Annotated in this window: 16 protein-coding genes and 2 riboswitches; of the genes, 7 read left to right on the forward strand and 9 right to left on the reverse strand. The window is 71.3% G+C overall.

Annotation, left to right across the window (positions count from 1 at the left end; genetic code table 11):
• The first annotated feature begins 3 nt into the window (after nucleotides 1-3).
• Nucleotides 4-1,044 (forward strand): LacI family DNA-binding transcriptional regulator, encoded by a 1,041-nt coding sequence (locus OG917_RS02380; RefSeq protein WP_328315815.1) that lies wholly within the window; start codon nucleotides 4-6, stop codon nucleotides 1,042-1,044.
• Here the strand turns inward: OG917_RS02380 and OG917_RS02385 are convergent.
• The gene (locus OG917_RS02385; RefSeq protein ID WP_328315816.1) at nucleotides 1,025-2,422 is read right to left on the reverse strand and encodes a pyridoxal phosphate-dependent decarboxylase family protein; all 1,398 of its coding nucleotides are present in this window, start codon (nucleotides 2,420-2,422) and stop codon (nucleotides 1,025-1,027) included. The two genes, OG917_RS02380 and OG917_RS02385, sit on opposite strands and share 20 nt — an antisense overlap.
• A 217-nt stretch (nucleotides 2,423-2,639) precedes the next feature.
• Here OG917_RS02385 and OG917_RS02390 point away from each other — a divergent pair, with 217 nt between their 5' ends.
• Entirely contained in the window at nucleotides 2,640-3,176 is a 537-nt protein-coding gene (locus OG917_RS02390; RefSeq protein WP_328315817.1) for an ArsR/SmtB family transcription factor, read from the forward strand.
• Complete coding sequence (locus tag OG917_RS02395) at nucleotides 3,173-4,486, forward strand: MFS transporter (RefSeq protein WP_328315818.1); 1,314 nt, start codon at nucleotides 3,173-3,175, stop codon at nucleotides 4,484-4,486. The genes OG917_RS02390 and OG917_RS02395 overlap by 4 nt, the downstream gene beginning before the upstream one ends.
• A gap of 377 nt (nucleotides 4,487-4,863) precedes the next feature.
• Here OG917_RS02395 and OG917_RS02400 read toward each other — a convergent pair whose 3' ends face one another.
• Both OG917_RS02400 and OG917_RS02405 read right to left on the reverse strand, forming a co-directional pair.
• Nucleotides 4,864-6,153, reverse strand: a complete 1,290-nt coding sequence (locus OG917_RS02400; protein ID WP_328321605.1) for an amidohydrolase family protein — start codon at nucleotides 6,151-6,153, stop codon at nucleotides 4,864-4,866.
• A 627-nt stretch (nucleotides 6,154-6,780) separates the two neighbouring features.
• Nucleotides 6,781-7,278 carry an FBP domain-containing protein gene (locus tag OG917_RS02405; protein WP_328315819.1) on the reverse strand — a complete coding sequence of 166 codons (498 nt, stop codon included), beginning with the start codon at nucleotides 7,276-7,278 and terminating at the stop codon, nucleotides 6,781-6,783.
• A gap of 68 nt (nucleotides 7,279-7,346) precedes the next feature.
• Here OG917_RS02405 and OG917_RS02410 point away from each other — a divergent pair, with 68 nt between their 5' ends.
• On the forward strand, nucleotides 7,347-7,916 hold the full coding sequence (locus tag OG917_RS02410; protein ID WP_328315820.1) for a TetR/AcrR family transcriptional regulator: 570 nt from the start codon (nucleotides 7,347-7,349) through the stop codon (nucleotides 7,914-7,916).
• A 77-nt stretch (nucleotides 7,917-7,993) separates the two neighbouring features.
• On the opposite strand, the gene OG917_RS02415 is transcribed toward OG917_RS02410, so the two are convergent.
• On the reverse strand, nucleotides 7,994-10,033 hold the full coding sequence (locus tag OG917_RS02415; RefSeq protein WP_328315821.1) for a phosphocholine-specific phospholipase C: 2,040 nt from the start codon (nucleotides 10,031-10,033) through the stop codon (nucleotides 7,994-7,996).
• Between the two features lie 290 nt (nucleotides 10,034-10,323).
• Here OG917_RS02415 and OG917_RS02420 point away from each other — a divergent pair, with 290 nt between their 5' ends.
• Together OG917_RS02420 and OG917_RS02425 are read left to right on the forward strand one after the other, a co-directional pair.
• The gene (locus tag OG917_RS02420; RefSeq protein WP_328315822.1) at nucleotides 10,324-11,022 is read left to right on the forward strand and encodes an esterase/lipase family protein; all 699 of its coding nucleotides are present in this window, start codon (nucleotides 10,324-10,326) and stop codon (nucleotides 11,020-11,022) included.
• 233 nt (nucleotides 11,023-11,255) lie between these two features.
• Entirely contained in the window at nucleotides 11,256-12,443 is a 1,188-nt protein-coding gene (locus OG917_RS02425; RefSeq protein WP_328315823.1) for a hypothetical protein, read from the forward strand.
• A gap of 147 nt (nucleotides 12,444-12,590) precedes the next feature.
• Here OG917_RS02425 and OG917_RS02430 read toward each other — a convergent pair whose 3' ends face one another.
• The 5 genes from OG917_RS02430 to cobN all read right to left on the reverse strand — a co-directional run bounded on the left by OG917_RS02430 (nucleotide 12,591) and on the right by cobN (nucleotide 20,789).
• The gene (locus OG917_RS02430) at nucleotides 12,591-13,388 is read right to left on the reverse strand and encodes a hypothetical protein (protein ID WP_328315824.1); all 798 of its coding nucleotides are present in this window, start codon (nucleotides 13,386-13,388) and stop codon (nucleotides 12,591-12,593) included.
• 262 nt (nucleotides 13,389-13,650) lie between these two features.
• A complete protein-coding gene (locus OG917_RS02435) occupies nucleotides 13,651-14,562 on the reverse strand; it encodes a TIGR03619 family F420-dependent LLM class oxidoreductase (protein WP_328315825.1) in 912 nt (303 codons plus the stop codon).
• Between the two features lie 101 nt (nucleotides 14,563-14,663).
• On the reverse strand, nucleotides 14,664-15,341 hold the full coding sequence (locus tag OG917_RS02440; RefSeq protein WP_328315826.1) for a polysaccharide deacetylase family protein: 678 nt from the start codon (nucleotides 15,339-15,341) through the stop codon (nucleotides 14,664-14,666).
• A gap of 373 nt (nucleotides 15,342-15,714) precedes the next feature.
• Entirely contained in the window at nucleotides 15,715-16,803 is a 1,089-nt protein-coding gene (locus OG917_RS02445; protein WP_328315827.1) for a HoxN/HupN/NixA family nickel/cobalt transporter, read from the reverse strand.
• A 29-nt stretch (nucleotides 16,804-16,832) separates the two neighbouring features.
• Nucleotides 16,833-17,035: riboswitch (cobalamin riboswitch) on the reverse strand.
• Between the two features lie 157 nt (nucleotides 17,036-17,192).
• Nucleotides 17,193-20,789, reverse strand: coding sequence for a cobaltochelatase subunit CobN (cobN, locus tag OG917_RS02450; protein WP_328315828.1), 3,597 nt, complete (start codon nucleotides 20,787-20,789; stop codon nucleotides 17,193-17,195).
• A 92-nt stretch (nucleotides 20,790-20,881) separates the two neighbouring features.
• Nucleotides 20,882-20,978: riboswitch (cobalamin riboswitch) on the reverse strand.
• Between the two features lie 154 nt (nucleotides 20,979-21,132).
• Between cobN and cobG the strand changes: the two genes are divergently transcribed.
• Nucleotides 21,133-22,440 carry a precorrin-3B synthase gene (cobG, locus tag OG917_RS02455; RefSeq protein WP_328315829.1) on the forward strand — a complete coding sequence of 436 codons (1,308 nt, stop codon included), beginning with the start codon at nucleotides 21,133-21,135 and terminating at the stop codon, nucleotides 22,438-22,440.
• The last annotated feature ends 16 nt before the right edge of the window (nucleotides 22,441-22,456 follow it).

A 22,456-nucleotide genomic window follows, 5' to 3' on the forward strand; every position in this document is an offset into this window, starting at 1 on the left:
GGCATGGCAGGCAGAACTCCCCGTCAGACACCGACGATGTCCGACGTCGCCCGCCACGCGGGCGTCTCGGTCTCCACCGTCTCGCACGTGCTCAACAAGACACGTCCCGTCGCCGACGCCACCGCCCGCGCCGTCCTCGACGCGGTCGCGCACACCGGCTACGTCCCGGACGCGGTGGCCAGGGCGCTCGGCAACAGCGGCTACGGGACCATCGGCCTGGCCATGTCGGCCCTGTCCAACCCCTACTTCAGCAACGTCGTCCACGGCATCGACCGGCACGCTTCGGCCGCCGGTTACTCCCTGCTCCTCGCCGACACGCACGACGCGCACGACCGGGAGATCAAGGCCGTCAGCGAGCTGCTGCGCCGGCGTGTGAGCGCCATCATCCTGGCCCCATCCGGTGACGGCGCCACGGCCATCCACTACGCGAGTCAGGTCGATATACCGATCATCGTCATCGACCGGTTCGTCCCCGCGCCGGTCGACCAGATAGCCGTCGACAACGTCGAACCGACCGCGGCGCTGGTCGAGCACCTCGCCTCGCTCGGGCACACCCGGATCGCGATGCTCACCGGCCGCTCGGGCCTGGCCACGACCACCGAACGCCTCGCCGGCTACCGCACCGGCCTCTCCCGCACCGGCCTCGGGCCCGAGCCGTCCCTCGAAGCGGACGGAGACTCCACCGAGCAAGGGGCGGTGCAGGCGGTTCGCCGCCTCCTCTCCCTCCAGCGGCCTCCCACCGCCATCGTGGCCGGCAACAACCGTATGACCATCGGCGCCATGCAGGCCCTGCGCGACGCCGGGCTGCGTGTGCCGGGCGACATGGCGCTGGTCTCCTTCGACGACTTCGAGTGGGCCGACCTCTTCCAGCCACGGCTGACCGCCATCGCGCAACCCGCGCTGTCCATCGGCGAGCAGGCCGTCGAGATGGCCCTCGCCCGGATCCGCGACCCGAAGATGCCGCCGCGCAAGGTCACCATCAAACCCGTGTTCACCCACCGCGAGTCGTGCGGCTGCCCCTCCGTCACGCGAATTCCCGGCTGACCTCCGAGACCGCGCGCACCACCCGGTCGACGTCGGCCTCCGTGGTGCTCCAGTTGCTGAGCGCCGCGCGCAGCACCGGCTGCCCGAACAGCGTGGTGGGGGTGACGAACGTTTCCCCGGTCTCCGTGACGGCCCGCGCAAGGGCGTGGACGCGCTCGGACGTGGGCCGGTGAGCGAGGGTGAAGCAGACGACGTTCAGCCGGGTGGGTGCGGCGAGCCGCAGGTGGGATACGGAGCCGAGGCCGGCGGCGAGCCGCGCGGCGAGATCGGTGCACCGCTCGACGATCTCGCGGTAGCCGTCGCTCCCGTATGCGGTCAGGGTGAACCAGGCGGCCACGGCGCGCAGTCTGCGGGAGTTGTCCGGGACCAGATGCAGGAAGTCCGGCTCGCCGGCGGGCGCGCTCAGATAGGACGCGGTGTTCTGGTACACCCGCACCTGCAGCTCCCGGTGGCGGGTGAAGGCGAGCGCTGCGTCATAGGGGACATTGAGCCACTTGTGCAGATCGACACAGACCGAGTCGGCCGCGTCCAGGTGTCGCACCAGATGTGCGTGGCGTGGCGAGAGTGCGGTGAAGCCGCCGAAGGCGGCGTCGACATGGAGCCAGAAGTCGTAGCGCTGCCTGAGCTCGGCGATGGCTCCGAGGTCGTCGAAGTCGACGGTGTTCACCGTTCCCGCGTTGGCCACGACGATCGACGGCCGTCCCTCCCGCGCCCGCAGTTCCTCCTCAAGGCGGACAGGGTCGACCGCCTCCCGGCCGCCGGGAAGCAGTGGCACGGGCACCAGCGCCGACCGGCCCAGGCCGAGGACGGACAGGGCCTTGGCGATACTGGAGTGCGGAGCACCGGACAGGACCGGCAGCGGACCGAGGGCGGCGGCCCCGTCATGGGAGACGGAGACGCCGAGCCGCTCCCCCGCCCACTCACGGGCCGTCGCGAGACCCACCGTGTTGGAGGCCGTGGCGCCGGTGACGAACACCCCGTCGTGTGCCTCGCCCAGCCCGAACAACTCCCGGAGCCAGTCGACGGTCTCGCGCTCAAGCGCCGTGGCCGACGAATCCCCGCCGGTCATGGCGTTCTGGTCGTACGCACCGGTGAGCCAGTCGCCGACCAGGGCCGCCGGTGTGGTCCCGCCGGTGACGAATCCGAGGTAGCGCGGCCCCGCGCTGCCGGAGAAGCCCGGAGCCCATCGCCCGGCGAATCTGACGAGCGCCGCTTCCGCGCCCACCCCTTCGCGGGGCAGCGGCTCCGCCGCCGGCGCCTGCCCCGTCCACGCGACCGGCCGGGAGGCGAGGCCGCCCAGCTCCCTGGCGGCGAAAGCGGCGCTTTCCGCGAGGAGTTCGGGCAGTCGGGACAGGTCTGCGGCGAGTCGGGGGTGCATGTACGCAGCCTAAGCGGTCTGCTCCGGAAGTCCTTCGGCATTGCCCAAGTCCCAGGAGATGACGGGTCGGAGGCGGAAATCGCCCCAGGCCGGCGGCGATGCGAAGCGGGTTGCGGCCACCTCGTGCAGCAGCGAAATCCTGCACGCAGAAAGCGAGTTCGGGGCGTTCGGACGAAACCCCTTGCTCAATGGTCAAGAATCGTTGACCATTGCTCGCATGCCTACCGACGATCTCCCCGAGACGTTCCACGTCACCACTGACGAGCAGCTGCGCGCCGTCTCCAGCCTCACGCGCCACCGGATCATGGCCGTGCTCCGCTTCGAGCCCGCGACGATCACGCAGGTCGCCGAGCGGGTGGGCCTCGCGAAGGGGAGTTCCAGCTATCACGTGAGGCTGCTGGAGCGGGCCGGCCTGGTGAAGGTGGTGCGGACGCGGAAGGTGCGGGGTGTCACCGAGCGGTACTACGCGATGGCCGCGCGGGCGATCGCGCTGCCGGACCCGGGCGAGGGAGGGCCGGATGTGCTGATGCGCCACGCGGTGGCGGACCTGGAGGCGTCGCCGGTGGATGGGCGGCACGTACGGATGGCGCATCTGCGGCTCACCGGGGAGCAGTTCGCGCAGCTGGGGGCGCGGTTGCAGGCACTGGCGGACGAGTTCCAGGAGCTGTCCGATCCGTCGCTGCCGGACGCGTCGCTCGTCTTCGCACTGTTCCACCCGGCCCCGCGCGATCAGGCCGAAGGGGGCGCCAAGTGACGTCAGAGGTAAGGGCGTTGCCGACCGGGTTCGGACGGCTGTGGTCCGCTCAGACGGTGTCCTCGCTCGGCGACGGGGTGTCGCATGCCGCGTTGCCGCTGCTCGCGCTGACGTTGACGCGGGATCCGATGGCGCTCGCCGTGGTCACGGCCGCCGGGACGCTGCCGTGGCTGTTCTTCGGGGTGCTCGGCGGTGCGCTGGTGGACCGCTGGGACCGCCGGCGCACGATGTGGGTCATGGACGCGGCGCGTGCGGTGCTGCTCGCGATACCGGCGGCGGCGGCCGCGCTCGGCTTGCTGAGCATTCCGCTGCTCGCGGCGGTCGGCTTCGTACTCGGCCTCGGCGGTCTCTTCTTCGATACGGCCGCCACGGCCTATCTGGCGGATCTGCTCGGCCGCGACTCCGCACTCCTGGAGCGCGCCAACTCCCGCTTGCGCGGCGCGCAGACGGCCATGTCCGGCTTCGCGGGGCCGCCTGCGGGCAGTGCGCTGCTCGCGCTCGGGCGGGCGGTTCCGCTGCTCGCCGACGCGGTGTCGTTCCTGCTCTCCGCACTGCTCGTGCGTACGCTGCCCGCCCTGCCCCGGCCCGTGCCCGAGGTCCGCGAGTCGCTGCTTCGGCAGGCGCGGGCCGGGGCCTCGTACGTCTTCCGGGACCGGTTGCTGCTCGGGCTCGCGCTCCGCCCGGCGGTCGGGAACGTCGCCTTCCTCGCCGTGGAGACCGTCCTCGCCCTCTTCGCGCACGACCGCCTCGGCATCGACACCTACGGCTTCGGCCTGCTCCTCACGGCGGAGGCCACCGGCGGCCTGCTCGGTGCGGGCACCGCCTCCTTCCTTGGCCGGCGACTCGGCACAGGCACCGCGCTGACCTGCACGGCCGCGGTCGAGGGACTGGCCATCCTGGGGCTCGCCGCCGCCCCGAATCCCTACGTGGCCGGTCTCGCGCTCGCCGTCTGCGGGGCGGGCATGGGCGCCACCATGGTGCTCGGGCCCTCCCTCCGTCAGGCGATCGTCCCGTCCCATCTGATGGGCCGGGTTGCCTCGACCTCCCGCATGCTCGCCATGTGCGCCGCACCGTTCGGCGCCTTCCTCGGCGGCTGGCTGGCCACCACGTACGACATCCGCACCCCGCTCTGCGCCGCCGCCGGCCTCCTCCTCGCCATGACCGCCGTCACGGCGACCATGACCAGTAACCGCCGGGTCGAGGCAGCACTGCGCGGGGCTGCCCGGACCGGGCGGAGCGCAGCGGACGTCAGCCGTGGACCTGGCGGCCCAGCCACTGGCCGCCGTCGATCACCATCGTCGTCCCGGTGATGCAGCGCGACCGTTCCTCCAGCAGGAAGAGAGCCGCGTCGGCCACCTCCCCCGGGTGTGGTGAAGCTTCCGGCCGGAACGCTGTCCAGCACCCTCTCCCGTGCCTCCGGTGTGCACAGCGCGGCGCCGACGCCCTCGGTTCCGGCCCGGCGCCGAGTGGGCCGGGCCGGGCGGGTGCCTGATCGCCACCGTCACCGCGTCGGCGTCGCGGACGTGCGCCGGCGCCGAAGCCCTGACCAGCCGGTTCACCAGACCCGTGTCACCGGCTGCCGTGCAGCCCCTCGCAGTGGTGGCGCAGGAGATGGTGGCGCACGAGGTGGTGGCACCGGAGCGCCGTAGCCGTCATCGGGTGTCCTGCGGGGGTTCCGGCAGAGCCCTCAGGTGGGTTCGACGCGCTGGAGCTTGGCGCGGCGGACCACGCGGGGGCCCACCTCGGCAGCCCTGGCCACCAGCGCGGGGCCGTCCCAGTCCGGCGGCCAGCCGTCCCACAGACGCAGCCTGCCGTCCACGACGACCGCGGTGATCTGATCACGGTTGGAGAGGCGGACCAGCTCCCAGCGGAGGTCATAGGACGGGGTGAGCTCCGGGACGTTCACATCCACGACCAGGAAGTCGGCTGCCTTGCCGACGGCGATCTCGCCGGTCACCCGGCCGAGTCCCACGGCGTCGGCGCTCAGCCTCGTGGCATGGTCGATCCAGAGCCGTCCGGCGCCGCACGACGAGTCTCCCGTCGCCAGGCCCGAGGTCAGCCGCTGGGCGGATTCCGCCGCGTCGACCAGCCGGAATCCGTCCCCGCGAGTGCCGTCGGTCCCCGTACCGAAGCGCACACCCATCGCGGCCATCATGGTGGCCTGCGCGACGGCGTTGCCCTTCCAGGCACTGGCCACCGGGTTGTAGCTGACGGCCGCGCCGGAGTCCGCGAGCAGGCGGATCTCGGTGGGGGTGGTCAGCGTGGCGTGTGCTCCGAGGACGTGCGGGCCGAGCGCGCCGATGTGGTGGAGATAGTCGATGGGACGCCGGCCCACGCTCTTCAACGAGCGTTCCACCGAGGCGAGATGTTCGTTGACGTGGATCTGGAGCACCGCCCCGGCCTCCGCGCACAGATCCGCGGTCTTCTTGATGACCGCGGCCGTCGCGTCCTCGGGGACCGCGATGGCCAGGGACGGGTGGATCAGCGGATGACCGCCCCATCGCCCCAGATGCGCGGGCCCGCCCTTCCCATCGGAGACGATCTTGGAGAGGACGCAGCGGATCCCGGCCTCCTCGGTGGCCTTCGCCAGCGCGCCGACATCGACCGGAGCGCGCGTCCCGGCGTCGGCGACGGTGGTGAAGCCGCCGCGCAGCGCCTCCAGCGCGGCAAGCTTCGCCGAGAGGTAGGCGGTCTCCTCGTCCAGCGCGTGCTCCAGGGGTTCCCAGATCGTCTTGAAGATCTCCGAAGGCTGCCCGAACGACTTGGCCTTGCCGAAGCTCTGCGTCAGATGGTGGTGCGCGTCGATGAAGCCCGGCATGAGCAGGTGACCGTCCAGCCGGACGGGGCGCAGGTCCCCATGCGCGGCCACGAGCCGCTTGGCGGGACCTATCTCGCGGAACTTCCCCCCGTCCACCAGGACGGCCTGCCCGCGCACCGGCCCGTCGGCCAGCAGCAGCAGTTCGGGGACGAGGAGCATCCGCCCGCCCGAGAAGTGTCCGGGCCTGAGCGTGTCCCCGCCGCCGGGCCCCGCATCCGCCGCGGGGGCGGCGTGCGCAGCGGTGGGCGTGTACCGCGGCGCCTCCGCTGCGGCGCCCGGGGGCGCCGCCACCCCGAGGAGTCCGCCCGCGCCGGTCAGGCCCACCCCGGCGAGGAAACCCCGCCGTCCGACACCTTCCGGCCACCGCCCCCGCCGCGCGGCGGGTCCCTGGTCCCGGTCCTGCCCGCCGGACGGTTCCTGTACCGGATCCCACCGGCCCTCGGTGGAGGGATCCCGCTGTCCGTCGTTCGCCAACCCGCTCGCCTGCTTCCGTCCGTGCCCGACTGCCCGTTCATCCAGAGGCCTCCGCACCCGGGCGGCAGGGGTGTGCCGCACAGCTGACGGAGCCGGAAATCACCGGCGTACGAGGTCGACCGCGCCGGGTGGCCCGACCCTAGAACCACGCGAAGAAGCGGAACAAGCCTTCCGGCATACGGGATTTGGCCGGTCGAAGCGGGGGCGGCGGAGCGCATCGCGCGCTTCACTCACCCGCTGGCCAGAGCCCCGGGGAACGGTCCGGAGGTGGCGTAACCTCGCGGAAACATAGGGCGGCGTCGCCCGGCACGGTTACGCGATCACCATCTGGATGAAAGCAAGCACGTTGTTCCGGGTCCTGGCGGTCTTCTCCTCCAGGGAGAGCGTCTCCTCGTAGCCCCAGCCGGTGCCCGCCTGCTTCTTGCCCCGGATGTAGAGCGAGCAGGCCAGGTCGGTGCAGAGATACTGACCGACCGTGTTGCCCTGGCGGCCGGCCTCGCCGGGACGGCGCGCCGTCATCAGCGCCACTCCGCCACTGGTGTGCGTCGTGACGCACAGGGAGCACATACTGCGCGAGGTGAACCCCCGGCTGGACGCGGTCGGCGCGCGCAGCACGAGGCCCAGCAGGCGGTCGCCCTGCTCGGCGACGATATAGGCGCGGTCGGGCGCCCCGGGGTCGCGCCAGCCGAGGTAGTCCAGGTCGTCCCAGGGAAGCTCCTCCAGGTCCCTGGGGACGTTCAGACGCTTCGCCTCACCCTTGGAACAATTGACGAACGATGCACGGATGTCGGTCTCACTGAGGTGTCTCACATTCATCGACGGTAGCTGGGCTAATATATTTAGGCAAACGCTTTATTCCATTAGCCGGCGGAGGACGCATGGCACGACCGGGCATCACACCCGAACGCCTCACCACGACAGCCGCGGAGCTCGCGGACGAGATCGGTTTCGACCATCTGACCCTGTCGGCGGTCGCACGCAGGCTCGGTGTCAAGGATCCGAGCCTGTACGCGCACATCCGCAACGTGGGCGAGCTGAAGGTGCGGGTGGCACTGCTGGCCCTTGAGGAACTGGCCGACGCGGCGAGCGCCGCCCTGGCCGGGCGCGCCGGCAAGGACGCGCTGGTGGCGTTCGCCAACGCCTACCGCGACTACGCCAAAGCGCATCCCGGCCGCTACGCCGCGGCCCAGTTCGAGCTGGACACCGAGACGGCCTTCAAGAGCGCCGCGCCCCGGCAGTCGCAGATGACGCGGGCGCTCCTGCGCGGCTACAACCTGCCGGAGCCCGACGAGACCGACGCGATCCGCTTCCTGCACGGCACATTCCACGGGTACGTGAGTCTGGAGCGAGCGGGTGGCTTCCGTCATACTCCGCGCGGTGCCGACGCCTCGTGGGCCTGGACCCTGGACACCATCGACTTCGCTCTGCGGAACCGGCCACCGGCCTGACCGGCGATCCCACCACCGCGTGGGCCGGCTCACGAACGGCCCCCGGGGCAGCGCCGTTCGTGAGCTCCGCCCCGCGGTCAGCCGCTGACGCTCGGCGCCCCGGTCTCGATGTGGCCGGTGTACCGGCGGGACCAGGTGGTGTCGCAGTCGGCCGTGACGGTGAAGTCGTACCAGCCCTGCGCGACGGTCACCGCGTTGAAGTAGTCCTCGGCCGTGCCGCCTGCCGCGACCGTGTACGTCCACGGCCCGTCCGAGCGGTAATGGGTGGACCGGACGGTGAACTTGACCGCCGCCGAACCGGTGTTGGTGAACGTGAACCAGATGGCCTGCTTGCCGGTGTTCGGCGCCACGGCATACCTGGCAGCCACCTCGACGGCTTTCCCGGCCTTCGTCGCGTCCCCGGTGAAGCGGCGCTGGAAGCGGTTCGGACCCATCAGCGTGAAGTCGTACTTCCCCGCCCCGTACCCCGTGCCGATATTGAACGAGTCGGTCGCCGTGGCACCCGGATCGACGGTGTACTGCCAGGGTTCGGTGGTCCGGTAGGCGTTGGGATGGATGGAGAAGTGCGCGGCGCTCTTCGCCGGAGCGCCCGCGTTGGACATCCCGAACCAGGCGAGGATCTTTCCGGACGAGCCGAATTCCAGCCGGTCCAGATTGGCGTTCGGCTGGTAGGGGATCGCGCGGGCCTGCCGGGTGCCGCTCTCCTGGGCGGGGAGGGCGTTGGTCTGCGGGGCCGGGTTCGGCAGCGACGTACAGCTGTCGATTCCGATCACCTTCGCCGTGGACGGGAGGCCGGAGGGCACTCCGTAGACCGGGGCGGTGAAGTCGAAGACCCCGGTGAGGTCTCCGGTGACCCTGCGCCGCCACGCGCTGATGTTCGGGCAGGTGGCGGGGGTGCCGATGGCGGTGGTCCAGGTTTCGAGGAAGCGCAGTACGGAGGTGTGGTCGAACACCTCCGAGGACACCCAGCCACCCCGGGTCCATGGCGACATCACCACCATCGGAACGCGGAACCCCAGGCCGAACGGGACTCCGTTCAGGAACTCACCCGGTTCGTTCGCGGGCGGTGAGGGCGGGGGCACGTGGTCGAAGAAGCCGTCGTTCTCGTCGTAGTTGAGGAAGAGAACGGTCGAGTCGAACACGTCGGGGTCGGCCGCGAGCGCACGGTAGACCAGGTCGACGAAGTGGGCCCCGTCGCCGGGCGGGGCGAAGGGGTGCTCGGAGAACGCCTGGTTGGGCACCACCCAGGACACCTGCGGGAGTGTGCCCGCCAGGACGTCGGCCTTGATGGCCGCGGCGATGTCGTCCGGGGTGGAGCCGGTGGTGGCGGGTACGGAACCCATCCCCCGGTCGTGGAGAGGGTCGCCCGGCTTGGCGCCGGTGAACTTCGTGAAGTACGCGAGGCCGTTGTCGCCGAAGTTGTCATCGGCGTTCTGGTAGAGCTTCCAGCTCACCCCGGCGCGCTGCAGCGCCTCCGCATACGTCTCCCAGGTGAGTCCGGACTCGTCGCCACCGTCGCTGCTGGACGAGTCGACCTTGCCGCTCCAGAGATAGGTGCGGTTGGGTCCTGTGGCGCTGAGGGTGGACGAGAAGTACCCGTCGCAGATGGTGTAGTTGTCGGCCAGCGCGTAGTGGAACGGCATGTCGCCGCGGTCGAGGTAGCCGAGCGTACGGACGTTCCCGACCCCCGAGACCCAGTTGTCCATACGGCCCTTGTTCCAGGCCGAGTGCTGCGACGACCAGCTGTGCGGCAGGTCGCCGTTGCACTGGGCGAGCGTCTCGCCGTCCACCCCGCCGGCCGCCGGGGTGGAGCTGAGCTTCCACGGGTACTGCCGCCCGGCGCCGTTCGCCTGGTTGAAGACGGACTGGCCGCCGGAGAGCGATATACCGCTGCGGTCGTCGAAGCCCCTGACCCCCTTGAGCCGGCCGAAGTAGTGGTCGAAGCTGCGGTTCTCCTGCATCAGGATCACCACATGCTTGACGTCCTTGACTGTTCCGGTCGCTGCGGCCGTACGGCTCGCCGCCTCGGCGCGGTGTCCCGCGCCCATCGGAACGACGGCCCCCGCGACCGCCCCCGCACCGAGCGCCACAAAGCCTCTTCGACTGATCGGTGTCATCCGCCTGCCCTCGCCTAGGAGTAAGTTGCGCATTCATGATTGCGACTGCGCTATATCGCGCACAAGAGTGCAGGATTCCCCGGGGTCTCAGCTAGACCCATGCCACCAGCACTCTGTGAAGATCCGCCGAACGCCACCCTCCGGTCCGGGGTCGTGCGGATGAACCTGCCCGGGCGGTGGTGATGTGCGGGCAGGCGGTCTACGATGCCCCACCGGCCTGACAGGGCATCAGCACCGGCCGGACGCCTCCCGTGCACACCCCCGCTCCCCTCACCACACAGGAGACCCTCATGCGACGCGGATCCACCGTGCTGCTCTCCCTGCTCGGCGCACTGGCACTGATATGGGGCACAGCCCCCGCATCCCTGGCCGCACAGCACGCCACACCGCGGAAGGCGCACAACCCCGTGATCTTCGTCCATGGCTACAACGCCGATCCGGGTGTGTGGGGCGGAATGATCAGTGACTTCAAGGCCGACGGCTACACGGACGGCCAGTTGTTCAGCTGGGGTTACGACACCCACCAGTCCGTCAACGAGGTGCTGGCAGGGGAGTTCGCCGCCTACGTCAGCGACGTGCTCCGCACCACGGGGGCGTCGAAGGTCGATCTGGTCGCGCACTCCTTCGGCAGCCTGACCACCCGCTGGTACGTCAAGTTCCTCGGCGGCACCGGCACGGTGGACCACTGGGTCTCGCTGGGCGGACCCAACCACGGCACCTACCTCACCTGGGCGTGCGTGATCTGGGACCAGGCCTGCCGGGACATGTCGCCCGGCTCCTACGTACAGGACCGGCTGGCCTCGGGAGACGAGACACCGGGCACCGTGAAGTACGCGACCTTCTGGTCGGAGTGCGACGAGGTCATCGATCCGGACAGCAGCGTCGCCCTGGAGGGCGCGGCCAACACGGATGCGGGATGCCTGAGCCACAACGACCTGCTGGGGGACGACGGGGTGTCCCGGGGAGTACGGGACTTCCTCGCCGGCTGACAGCCGGTCACGGGAGGGCCGGCCGCCGCCCTTCAGCGGGGACGCCGGCGGGCGGGTGCGGGTGGGGGCCGGCAACCGCCCGGGAGTGCTGCACACTCCCCTCACACCGGGACCTCTTGACCCGGAGCGGTGGCCGATCCTACCTTCCCCTCGGGAAAGCGCTTTCTCCCTCCGGCGGGGAGCGGCGTCCAGGTGGACCGCACCGGATTCCCGCAGCAGCGAGAGGACTTGGGATGCACCCCGGACGAATGAACCGCTCGGCCCCACGCACCGTCAGGTACGCCCCCCGCGGACGAGTGCGGGGCTGGGCCGCCGTCACCCTCGCGACCGCCGTCGCCGCACTGACGGCGCTCGCACCGACGGCTTCCGCGAGCTCCGGCTTCACCGTCTTCACCAATGAACGGGGCACCGGCACACCCGGCCTCCAGCAGTACGGCGCAGTCAAGTCCACCGTCGTGTACGACTACTTCGCCCTCACCTGCGACGCCGAGGGCTGCTATTCGAACGGCGGGGCGCTGCCGTCCGAAGCCGCCTACGAGAGCAAGGTCAAGGACTACATGAGCGCGAGCCAGTTCGGTGGCGGCGCATCCGCACCGGTCGTGCTCGACTTCGAGAACATCGTGCTCACGGCCCTCTCGGGGAAGGCGGCGACCAACGCCTTCGGCCTCTGGAAGCAGCTCGTCACCTGGACGCACAAGGCTGCGCCGTCCGCCCCGGTCGGTATGTACGGTTACGACTCGTCGACCACCAACAACAGCCTTACCCAGCAGTTGCACCAGAACGGCCTGTTCGACTTCTTCGCGCCCCGCGCCTACCGCGGCAGCTCCCAGACGGATGCCGCCTGGACAAGCACCCTCGACGCGTCCGTGGCCAACGACCACGCCCTCGCGCCGGGTCAGCCCGTCTACCCGTATGTTTCACCGAGCTGGGACGGCAGCCCCGGCGGTGCCACCATGTCGGGCAGCACCTGGGGCTACACCATCGAGCAGCTCAAGGCGAAGACCGACGGCGCGGTCGTGTGGGAGGCGTCCGCCAACGACGCCACGGCCTGCAACTGGGTGGCACAGAACGCGTACGAGATGGGTGTGCTCACCGGAACGCCGAGCACCGGACCGCTGACCGCCACCGCGACACCCCCCAGCGGCAACTGCACCGTGCCACGCGGGACCACCACCTCCGTGCCCGTCACCCTCACCAACACCTCCGGATCCACCACCGCGGCGACCCAGATGCAGTCGTTCACCGGCACCTCGGGGTTCAGCGGCAGCTGGCAGTACTGGAGTGTGCCGGCCCTGGCTCCGGGTGCCGCGTTCCACACCACCCTGCCGCTGGCGGTCGCCTCCTCGCAGTCCACCAGCACGGCACTGCTGCACATCCGGACCGGGCTGAGTGACACCCGGTGGACCGTTGTCGTGAAGTAGGGACGCGCCGCCCCGGGGCCCTCTCGCTCCCCCGCGAACGGCCGGGGGCCGCCGACCGCCCGGCGGCGCCCCGGCCTGCGGTCCCGGCCCGGTCCGGCCCGACCGGGCCGCCCCTCCGGGCGGTCGGCGCTGCTCTGACGGCACGCCTCAGCGATCCGCCGCCACGGCGTTGCCCGCCACCGTGACCTGCTGCCCCTGCCCCGTGGTCTGCGAGGTGGTGCTCAGGCAGCTGCCCGACGCCGGGTCGGCGACAGTGGGGAGACTCCCCACATGATCCGTACCCGCCTCGGTACCGACCGGCTTCCCGTAGGTCACCGTGACCCGCTGGCCGCAGCCGGCCGTGAGGTACGGCTCGATGAATCCCTGGTCGGCACTCTTGAACCGCCCCGACGCCGAAGGAAGGCCGAAGGTGCCGATGTGCGCCACCGGCGCACCCGTCGCGGTCGCGACGACGTCCCCCGACATCAGCTGCGTGTCACCGCTGACACTGGCGCGCTTGAGTACGAGTGAGTACATCGTCCCGGGTGTGTACGCGAACCGGACCGCGCAGCTCACTCCGGCTCCGCCGTCGGCCCCGTAGGTGCAGTGGGTGTCCGTGGTGGTGGCGTCGGCGTTGAAGGAGCTGAAGACCGCCTGGAGCGCGTGGTGCCCGTTCGCGTCGACCGGTTCCGGCTGGAAACCGGCGTACGGCCGGGTGCCGCTCTCCAGTGTCGTGTAGTAGGCGAAGTACATGCCGGCCGCGTCGGGGGCGGAGTCCACGGACATCGGAAGCTGCAGCGTGGAGACCGGGGCCGGGGAGCCGGTGGTCCAGCGCAGTGTGGGCGTCGATGCCCACGACTGCCCGGCAGCGCCGACGGCGAGGAGCGCGGTGGCGGCGAGCACGGTGCCGGATCTGACGAGCCGGCGCCCGGGCGGCCTGAGGGAAGGAACCCTACTGAATGGCATGCGCATGACATCTCCTGATCGCCGGTGTGCGGTTGGGCGTCAGCATGTAAGCGATTGCTATGGCACCGCAAGAGGGTGCGCCGTGTTTCTGTCTTTTACTATGGCCAGGCCCCTGCGAGCGGTAGTAACCGGTCACCCTCCGGCGGTAATTGACCCGACGCACCCCGGGCTCGTCTCCATCCACCGCCCGGCCGCACCGCCCCGCGCCACTCACTGCCCCAGCGCTCCGCACCGGCGGAACCGCCCCGTTCACCGCCGCCTGTCAGCGAACGGTTCCCGACTCCGGGTCCAGCACCCGCTCGGTGAGGAGTTCCAGGACCCGGCGGTCCTCGTCCGCAGTGCCGCGCAGGGCGGGTGAATCCGGATTGGTGTCCAGGAGCAGATGGGTGGCCCCGAGGTCCGCCAGGGCCGAGAGCTCCTCGCGGATCTGGTCGGGCGTGCCGTGGCCCACCGGGTGGTCCCCGCCGATCCTGCTCCCGGTGATCCGCACCTGCAGCCGGGGCACGAGGGCGGGCGCCGCCCGGCCCGCGCGCTCCGCCTCCTCGGCGAGCACCGCGAGCCCCGCCCGCATCGCGGGCAGCGTCGCCAGATAGGGGTGCCAGCCTTCGCCGAGCCTGGCCGCACGCCGGAGCGCCGCGGGCGAGTTGCCGCCCACCCAGACGGGCAGCCCGGGGGCACCCTGGGGGGCCGGTGCGGTGTGCACGTCCTCGTACGAGACGTACCGTCCCCGGAAGGTGGTGGGGTCCTCGGTCAGGGCGGCCCGGATCGCGGCCAGATACTCGTCCGCGATGCGTCCCCGCTCGGCGAACGGGACCCCCAGCGCCGCGTATTCGGTCCGTGACCAGCCGGTCCCCGCGCCGAGGATGAATCCGTCCGGGTTCAGACAGTCGATATTGGCAGCCATACGGGCGGTGTGCAGCGGGTGACGGTAGGGGATCACCGTGACGGTCGTGCCGAGGGTGAGCCCGGGTACGCGCCCGGCCAGATGCGCGGCGAGCACGAACTGATCATAGAAGGGCGCCGGGTACGCCTCGTGCACATCGGCGGTCACTGCGACGTGGTCGGAGATCATCGCGAAGGAGTAGCCCAACTCCCTTGCGTCCAGCGCCTGCCGGAGGAGTGTGGCGGGGGTGGTGCCGGGGCCGAAGTTCAGGATGTTGGCGCCGAATTTCATCGATCGAGCGTAACAATCATCCGGAACCGGGGCACATACATCCTTCCTCGCGTCCACGTCGCCGGGCCACCGCGGTGACCCGGCGGGGCGGTGCCGTGGGGTCAGAGATCGGGCCGCACGGGGATGTAGCCGCTGTCGAGGAGCCGGGGAAGGTAGTACCTGAGTGCGGCGACGGTCTGGGACCGGTTGCCACCGCCGTCGTGACAGAGCACGATCGCGCCGTCCTTGACGTCGCGCAGCACGGAGCCGGTGATGCTCTTCGTTCCCGGCCGCGCCCAGTCGTTGGTGTCGAGCGACCAGCCCAGCGGCTCCATGCCCAGCTCGGCGCAGATCCCGAGGGTGGCCGGGTTCCAGTCGCCGTACGGTGCGCGGGCCCACTCCGGCGGGGCGCCGAGCACCTTCTCGATCAGCTCGCTGGTCCTGGTGAGTTCGGACCGGGCGGCGGCCGGCCTCACCTTGGTGAGCTGGGGGTGGGTCCAGGAGTGGTTGGCGACCGCGTGGCCCCCGTTCGCGATGTCATGGAGCAACTGCGGGTATTCGACGGCGTTCTCACCGATCACGCAGAACGTCGCCTGCACGTCGTACTGGGCGAGGATGCGCAGCACCTGGGGTGTGTAGAGGGGGTCGGGGCCGTCGTCGAAGGTGAGGGCGATCCTGCGGCCCGGCCCGTCCATGGAGTAGACCGCGTGGGTGCGGACCGCCGGGTTCCGGGAGGGGGAGCCCATCGACGTCTCGCCAGCGAAGGGGCGCAGCCGGTACGTGGGGGGTCTGGCGGGCACGGCCGCCGGCGGCCCGGCGGCCGGCGCCCGGACGCGGTGGGGCGGTGCGGCGGTGGACGGTGTGTGTGACGGATGGGGCGCGGTGGCGCCGGAGGGACCGTAGGCCCGGGAGAACACTCCGCCGACGGCCAGAGCGCCGAGACCCACGGCGGCGCGTACGAACCTGCGACGCCCTTGCGTATTAGTGTGATTTTCAGACTGCATGGCACCGTACTGCCATACAACGGCGCGAAAGCACCGCCGACACCGCCGGAAACGCGTGCACAACCACTCCGACGGGCTCAACCCTCACCCCCGCGGCCCGCGACACGCCGTGGTCGCACCCGTGGCAGGCGGGGGTGCGGGCTCACCAGCAGCCCCCGCCCTTGCCGGTTCAGCCGCTGTCGGCGGCCCGGAGCGTCCACCGCTCCTCCACCCTGGCAATCCGCCAGTAGGCCAGTGCAGCGACCCATACCAGGACGAAGAGTCCGACGATGAGGTAGCCCACGTTCCCGAGATCGAGGCCCGCTATCCAGTCGGTGACCGCGTCCTGGAGGCCGAGCTTGTCGTGCAGCACACCGATCAGTTCGATGGTGCCGATGAGGAACGCGACGGCGATCGACAGACCGGTGATGGCGAGGTTGTAGAAGACCTTGCGCACCGGGTTGGAGAAGGCCCACTGGTACGCGAAGTTCATGAAGGTGCCGTCGAGTGTGTCGAAGAGGCTCATGCCGGCCGCGAAGAGCAGCGGCAGACAGAGGACGGCGTACCAGGGCAGCCCCGCTGCGGCGCCGCTGCCCGCCATCACCATGAGGGTGACCTCGGTCGCGGTGTCGAAGCCCAGGCCGAAGAGGAAGCCGAGGGGGTACATCTGGCCCGGCCTGGTGATGGACTTGGTGAACCGGCCGAGTATGCGGTTCATGAACCCGCGTGAGTCCAGGTGCGATTCGAGTTCGGCCTCGTCGAAACGTCCGGCGCGCATCTCCCGGAACACCCGCAGGATCCCGGCGAGGGCCACGAGATTGAGCGCCGCGATGAGGTACAGGAAGGTACCGGACACACTCGTGCCGACGACTCCGAGCACCTGATGGGCGTCCGAGCCCTCGTTCATGAGCACGCCGGCGAGCCGCGCTCCCCCGGCGACCAGCGCGGCCATGGCCACCACCACACTGGAGTGGCCCAGCGCGAACCAGAAGCCCACCGAGACCGGGCGCTTCCCGTCGGCCATGAGTTTGCGTGTGGTGTTGTCGATGGCGGCGATGTGGTCGGCGTCGAAGGCGTGCCGCATCCCGAGTGTGTACGCGGTGACGCCGAGGCCCACCCCGAACGCCTTGGAGCCGACTTCGTAGTGCCCTGGCTCCACCAGCAGGAACAGGACGCCGAACGCGACGGCGTGGAGCGCCGCTATCACCGCCAGCAGTCCGGCGGTACGCAGGGTGTCCTCGCGCCGCCAGGCGAACACGGCGGTTTCGGGCAGGGTCATGCGGGTCACGCTCCAGCACCTCGTGGATCACTTCGTGAGATGCCGTGGCCGGTCTCCTGGCTGACGGGTTCGCTGACGCTCGCCTCCGGCCCTGCCTTCCCGGCCGCGGGCGCGGCCAGTGGCTTCGACGGGACGGGGCTCCCCGATCACAGTGGCGAGGGCCGCTCCGGTCTGAGACCCCCCGAAGGGGCTGTCACCGGTCTTCCCGAGCACCACGGCCCTTTCACCCTAGGTTCCGGGCTGCCGTGGCTGCAACCGGCTCCCCGTGGGCGGGTATCGGAGGCGCATCGGCCCGCCGGCGGACGGGTTCCGTCGCCGCGCACCACTGCGGGGCGGCGCGGCTCCGCTGCCGCGCCGCCCTCGGGACCCGCCTCGGGGGGCCAGGACGGTCAGTCCTCGCCCTCCAGGTTTCCCTCGGTCTCCAGATAGACCTGGCGCAGCGCTTCGAGCGTTGCCGGGTCCGGCTCGGCCCACATGCCCCGGGACTCAGCCTCCAGCAGCCGTTCCGCGATCCCGTGCAGGGCCCAGGGGTTGGCCTGCTGGAGGAAGTCGCGGTTCACCGGGTCGAGTACGTAGGTCTCGGTGAGCTTGTCGTACATCCAGTCGGCGACGACCCCGGTGGTGGCGTCGTATCCGAAGAGGTAGTCGACGGTGGCAGCGAGTTCGAAGGCACCCTTGTAGCCGTGCCGCCGCATCGCCTCGATCCACCGGGGGTTGACCACCCGCGCGCGGAAGACCCGTGAGGTCTCCTCGACGAGGGTGCGGGTGCGAACGGTCTCGGGACGGGTGGAGTCCCCGATGTACGCCTCCGGCGCGCTTCCGCGCAGTGCCCGGACCGTGGCCACCATGCCGCCGTGGTACTGGAAGTAGTCGTCGGAGTCCGCGATGTCGTGTTCGCGGGTGTCCGTGTTCTTCGCCGCGACCGTGATCCTCTTGTACGCGGTCTCCATCTCCGCGCGGGCCGGGCGGCCGTCCAGCTCCCGGCCGTAGGCATAGCCGCCCCAGACCGTGTACACCTCGGCGAGGTCGGCGTCGGTGCGCCAGTCCCGGCTGTCGATGAGCTGGAGGATCCCGGCGCCGTAGGTGCCGGGGCGGGAGCCGAAGATCCGGGTGGTGGCCCGGCGTTCGTCACCGTGCTCGGCGAGGTCGGCCCGGGTGTGGGCGCGTACGAAGTTCTGCTCGTCGGGTTCGTCCAGGGACGCGGCCAGCCGTACCGCGTCGTCCAGCAGGCCGATGGTGTGCGGGAACGCGTCCCGGAAGAAGCCCGAGATGCGCAGGGTGACATCGATGCGGGGGCGGCCCAGCTCACCGAGCGGGACCGGCTCAAGACCGGTGACGCGGCGTGAGGCGTCGTCCCACACCGGACGGATGCCCAGGAGCGCGAGAGCCTCCGCAACGTCGTCGCCCGACGTGCGCATCGCGCTGGTCCCCCACAGGGAGAGACCCACCGATGTGGGCCATTCGCCGTTGTCGGTGCGGTAGCGCTCCAGCAGCGAATCGGCGAGCAGTTGTCCGGTCTCCCAGGCGAGCCGGGACGGGATGGCCTTGGGGTCGACGGAGTAGAAGTTGCGGCCGGTCGGCAGGACGTTGACCAGACCGCGCAGCGGGGAACCGGAGGGGCCTGCCGGGACGAAGCCGCCGTCCAGCGCGTGCAGGGCGTGGTCGATCTCGTCCGTGGTGGCGGCCAGCCGCGGCACGACCTCGCGGGCCGCGAAGCCGAGGATGTCGGCGACCGCGCGGGGGTGGCCCTCGGCCACCTCGGCGACGGCCCCGGGATCCCAGTCGGCCGCCTCCATGGCCTCGACCAGGACACGCGCCTGCTCCTCGGCGGTGTCGGCCGCGGTGCGGGTCGCGTTGGCCTCGTCCAGGCCCAGGGCTTCGCGCAGCCCCGGCAGGGAGGCGGTGCCGCCCCAGATCTGCCGGGCGCGCAGAATGGCCAGCACCAGGTTGACCCGGTCGGCCCCGGCGGGCGGGGTACCCAGGACGTGCAGCCCGTCGCGGATCTGCGCGTCCTTGATCTCGCACAGCCAGCCGTCGACGTGGAAGATGAAGTCGTCGAAGCCCTCGTCGTCGGGCCGGTTCTCAAGCCCGAGGTCGTGGTCGAGCTTGGCGGCCTGGATCAGCGTCCAGATCTGGGCCCGGATCGCGGGGAGCTTCGCCGGGTCCATGGACGCGATCTGGGCGTACTCGTCGAGGAGTTGCTCCAGGCGCGCGATGTCGCCGTAGGAGTCGGCCCGGGCCATCGGCGGGACCAGGTGGTCGACCAGCGTGGCGTGGACACGGCGCTTGGCCTGGGTGCCCTCGCCCGGGTCGTTCACCAGGAACGGGTAGATGAGAGGAAGATCACCCAGGGCGGCGTCGGGGCCGCACGCGGCGGACAGGCCGGCGTTCTTCCCCGGCAGCCACTCCAGGTTGCCGTGCTTGCCGAGGTGGATCATGGCGTCCGCGCCGAAGCCGCCGTCGTCCGCGGAGGCGGCGACCCAGCGGTAGGCCGCCAAGTAGTGGTGCGAGGGCGGCAGATCGGGGTCGTGGTAGATCGCGATCGGGTTCTCGCCGAAGCCGCGCGGCGGCTGGATGAGGACCAGCAGATTGCCGTGCCGCAGGGCGGCAAGCACGATGTCGCCCTCGGGGTTGCGGCTGCGGTCCACGAACATCTCCCCGGGCGCGGGGCCCCAGTGCTCCTCGACGTTCGCCCGGAGCGCGGCGGGAAGTGTGGCGTACCAGCGCCGGTAGTCGGCGGCGGGGATACGGACGGGGTTGCGGGCGAGCTGCTCCTCGGTGAGCCATTCCTGGTCGTGGCCGCCGGCCTCGATGAGCGCGCGGATCAGTTCGTCGCCGTCACCGGATGCGAGACCGGGGACCTCCTGCGGACCGAAGTCGTACCCCTGCTCGCGGAGGCGGCGCAGCAGGGCGACGGCGCTGGCGGGCGTGTCCAGTCCGACGGCGTTGCCGATCCTGGAGTGCTTGGTCGGGTACGCGGAGAGCACCAGGGCGAGGCGCTTGTCGGCGGGGGCTATGTGCCGCAGACGCGCGTGGCGCACGGCGATCCCGGCGACACGGGCGGCACGTTCGGGGTCGACGACGTAGGCGGGGAGCCCGTCCTGGTCGACCTCCTTGAACGAGAAGGGCACCGTGATCAGCCGGCCGTCGAACTCGGGCACGGCGATCTGGCTGGCCGCGTCCAGCGGTGAGACGCCCTCGTCGTTGTCCTCCCAGGCGGCCCGTGAACCGGTGAGGCAGAGCGCCTGGAGGATGGGGACGTCCAGCGAGGCGAGCGCGCCGGCGTCCCAGGACTCGTCGTCGCCCCCGGCGGACGCCTCGGCGGGCTTCGTTCCGCCGGCGGCCAGGACGGTGGTGACGATCACATCCGCGGCGCGCAGCGTGTCGATCAGCTCCGGCTCGGGAGCGCGCAGCGAGGCGACGTAGAGCGGCAGGGGCCGGCCGCCCGCGGACTCGACTGCTTCGCAGAGGGCGTCCACGAAGGCGGTGTTGCCGCTCATGTGGTGAGCGCGGTAATAGAGCACCGCGACGGTCGGCCCGTCCGTGGTGCGGGCGGTGCGTTCCAGCGGGCCCCAGCTCGGCGCCGGCGCCGGGGGCTCGAAGCCGTGGCCCGTGAGGAGCACGGTGTCGGAGAGGAAGCGTGCGAGCTGGTCGAGGTTGGCGGGGCCGCCGTGTGCCAGGTAGGCATGGGCCTCGGCGGCGATGCCCACCGGGACGGTCGACGCCTCCATCAGCTGGGCGTCGGGGGCCTGCTCCCCGGTGAGGACGACGACGGGGCGCCCGTCCGCCAGGAGCAGATCGAGCCCTTCCTGCCAGGCGCGGATGCCTCCGAGAAGACGGACGACGACGAGGTCGGCGCCTTCGAGGAGCGCGGGCAGATCGGTCAGCTGGAGCCGGGCGGGGTTGGCGAAGCGGTACGCGACCGGGCCGTCCGCAGCACGGGCGCTGAGCAGATCGGTGTCGGACGTCGACAGGAGCAGGAGCATGCGGCGTCGTTCCTTCCCCGGGGTGTCCGCGCCCCGAGCTGTGTAGGAATGGGTCTCCCCTGCTCACGGCGGAGCCGGGAGCGTGGGGAAGGGAGTCTCTGGCTCACCCGGCTCGGAGAGCCGGGCTCACAGTGGCGGGACCGCGCCGGGATCTCACCGGGCTTCCTCCCCTGTCGCCGTCTTAGGCGATGACGGGCCGTACGGCCCGTCGGCAAGCATAGTAACGACCTTGGGGGGCGGCCGGCAGTGGGCCGCCGGGCCCGCCCGCCGGACGCCCGGCAGCGCGGGCCGTCGCATCGGTGCAGGACACGGCCCTTGCGGACCGGTCGGTATGCTCGCCGCCATGCCCCAGTCCTCCGCACCTGCGTCCCCACGGGAGCCGGCCCGCCGCCGTGACCGGGGTGACGCGTGTCCGGGCAGCCTGCGCCTGCACTCCGCGGACGACGGTGCGCTGGCGCGGGTCAGGATCCCGGCGGGCGTGCTGACGGTGGCCCAGGCCGGGACGCTCCTCGACGCGGCGCAGCGGCTGGGCGACGGGGCGCTCCACCTGACGTCACGCGGCAATGTGCAGCTGCGCGGGCTGGCCCCGGACAGCGGCCGGGAACTCGCGGATGTGCTCGGGGACGCCGGGCTGCTTCCGTCCGTACGCCATGAGCGGGCCCGCAATGTGGTGGCCTCGCCGCTGTGCGGGCTCGACGGACGGGGCGCGTCCGATGTGCAGCGCTGGGCAAGGGAGTTGGACTCCCTGCTCGGTGACTGCGAGAAGGCTTCCGGGCTGTCCGGGCGGTTCCTGTTCGCGCTCGACGACGGCCGCGGTGATGTGGCGCGCCTCGGCGCGGATGTGACGTTGGTCGCTTCGCCGGGAGGTGAGGCGCTGCTGTGGGCCGGCGATGCCCGGGAAGCACTGGCGGTCCCGGCCGCATACGCGGCCCGCTGCGCACTGGTGGCTGCCGAGACCTTCCTGGACGCGGCAGCCGAAGCGGGGACCGGCGCCTGGCGGGTGGCGGAACTGCCCGGCGGGCCAGCGGTGTTCGTCCGTGCGGTGGCGGAGCGGCTGGCAGCTGCCGGCCTCCCGGCCCGGGTCCGGGACCGGCCGGAACGCCGGCCGTCCTCAGCCGGTCCCGCTCCGGGCATCGTGACGGGCCCGGGCGGCCGGGCGGCGCTGTCCGTCATCGCGCCGCTGGGCCTTCTCACCTCCGCCCAGTGGAACCTGCTGACCGGCACCGCGCTGCACGACGGCAGCGGCGAGCTGCGGCTGACGCCCTGGCGGGGCGTGGTGGTCCCCGGTCTCGGCCCGGACAGCGCGGCGGCCCGGCTCGCCGCGCTGTCCGGCGCGGGCATGATCACAGGACCGGACTCCCCCTGGCACGGAGTGGGGGCGTGCATCGGGCGCCCAGGCTGTGCGAAGTCCCTGGCCGATGTGCGCGCCGACGCCGCTCTGGCGCCCGGCACGGGGCACGGCCTTCCCGTGTACTGGTCGGGGTGCGCGCGGCGCTGCGGCCGTCCCCAGGGCGACCGGGTGGACGTGGTCGCCACGGCCACCGGATATGACGTCTCCGTACGCGGCGAACCGCTGCGCACGAGCATGAACGACCCCTCAGAGTTCGCCGCCACCGTGGCGGAAGCCCGGACCACGACCCTCCCGCAGTGACGAAATGAGCGAGAAG

Origin of the sequence: Streptomyces sp. NBC_00388 (assembly GCF_036061255.1) — a bacterium.
In the GTDB taxonomy this organism is placed as follows: domain Bacteria; phylum Actinomycetota; class Actinomycetes; order Streptomycetales; family Streptomycetaceae; genus Streptomyces.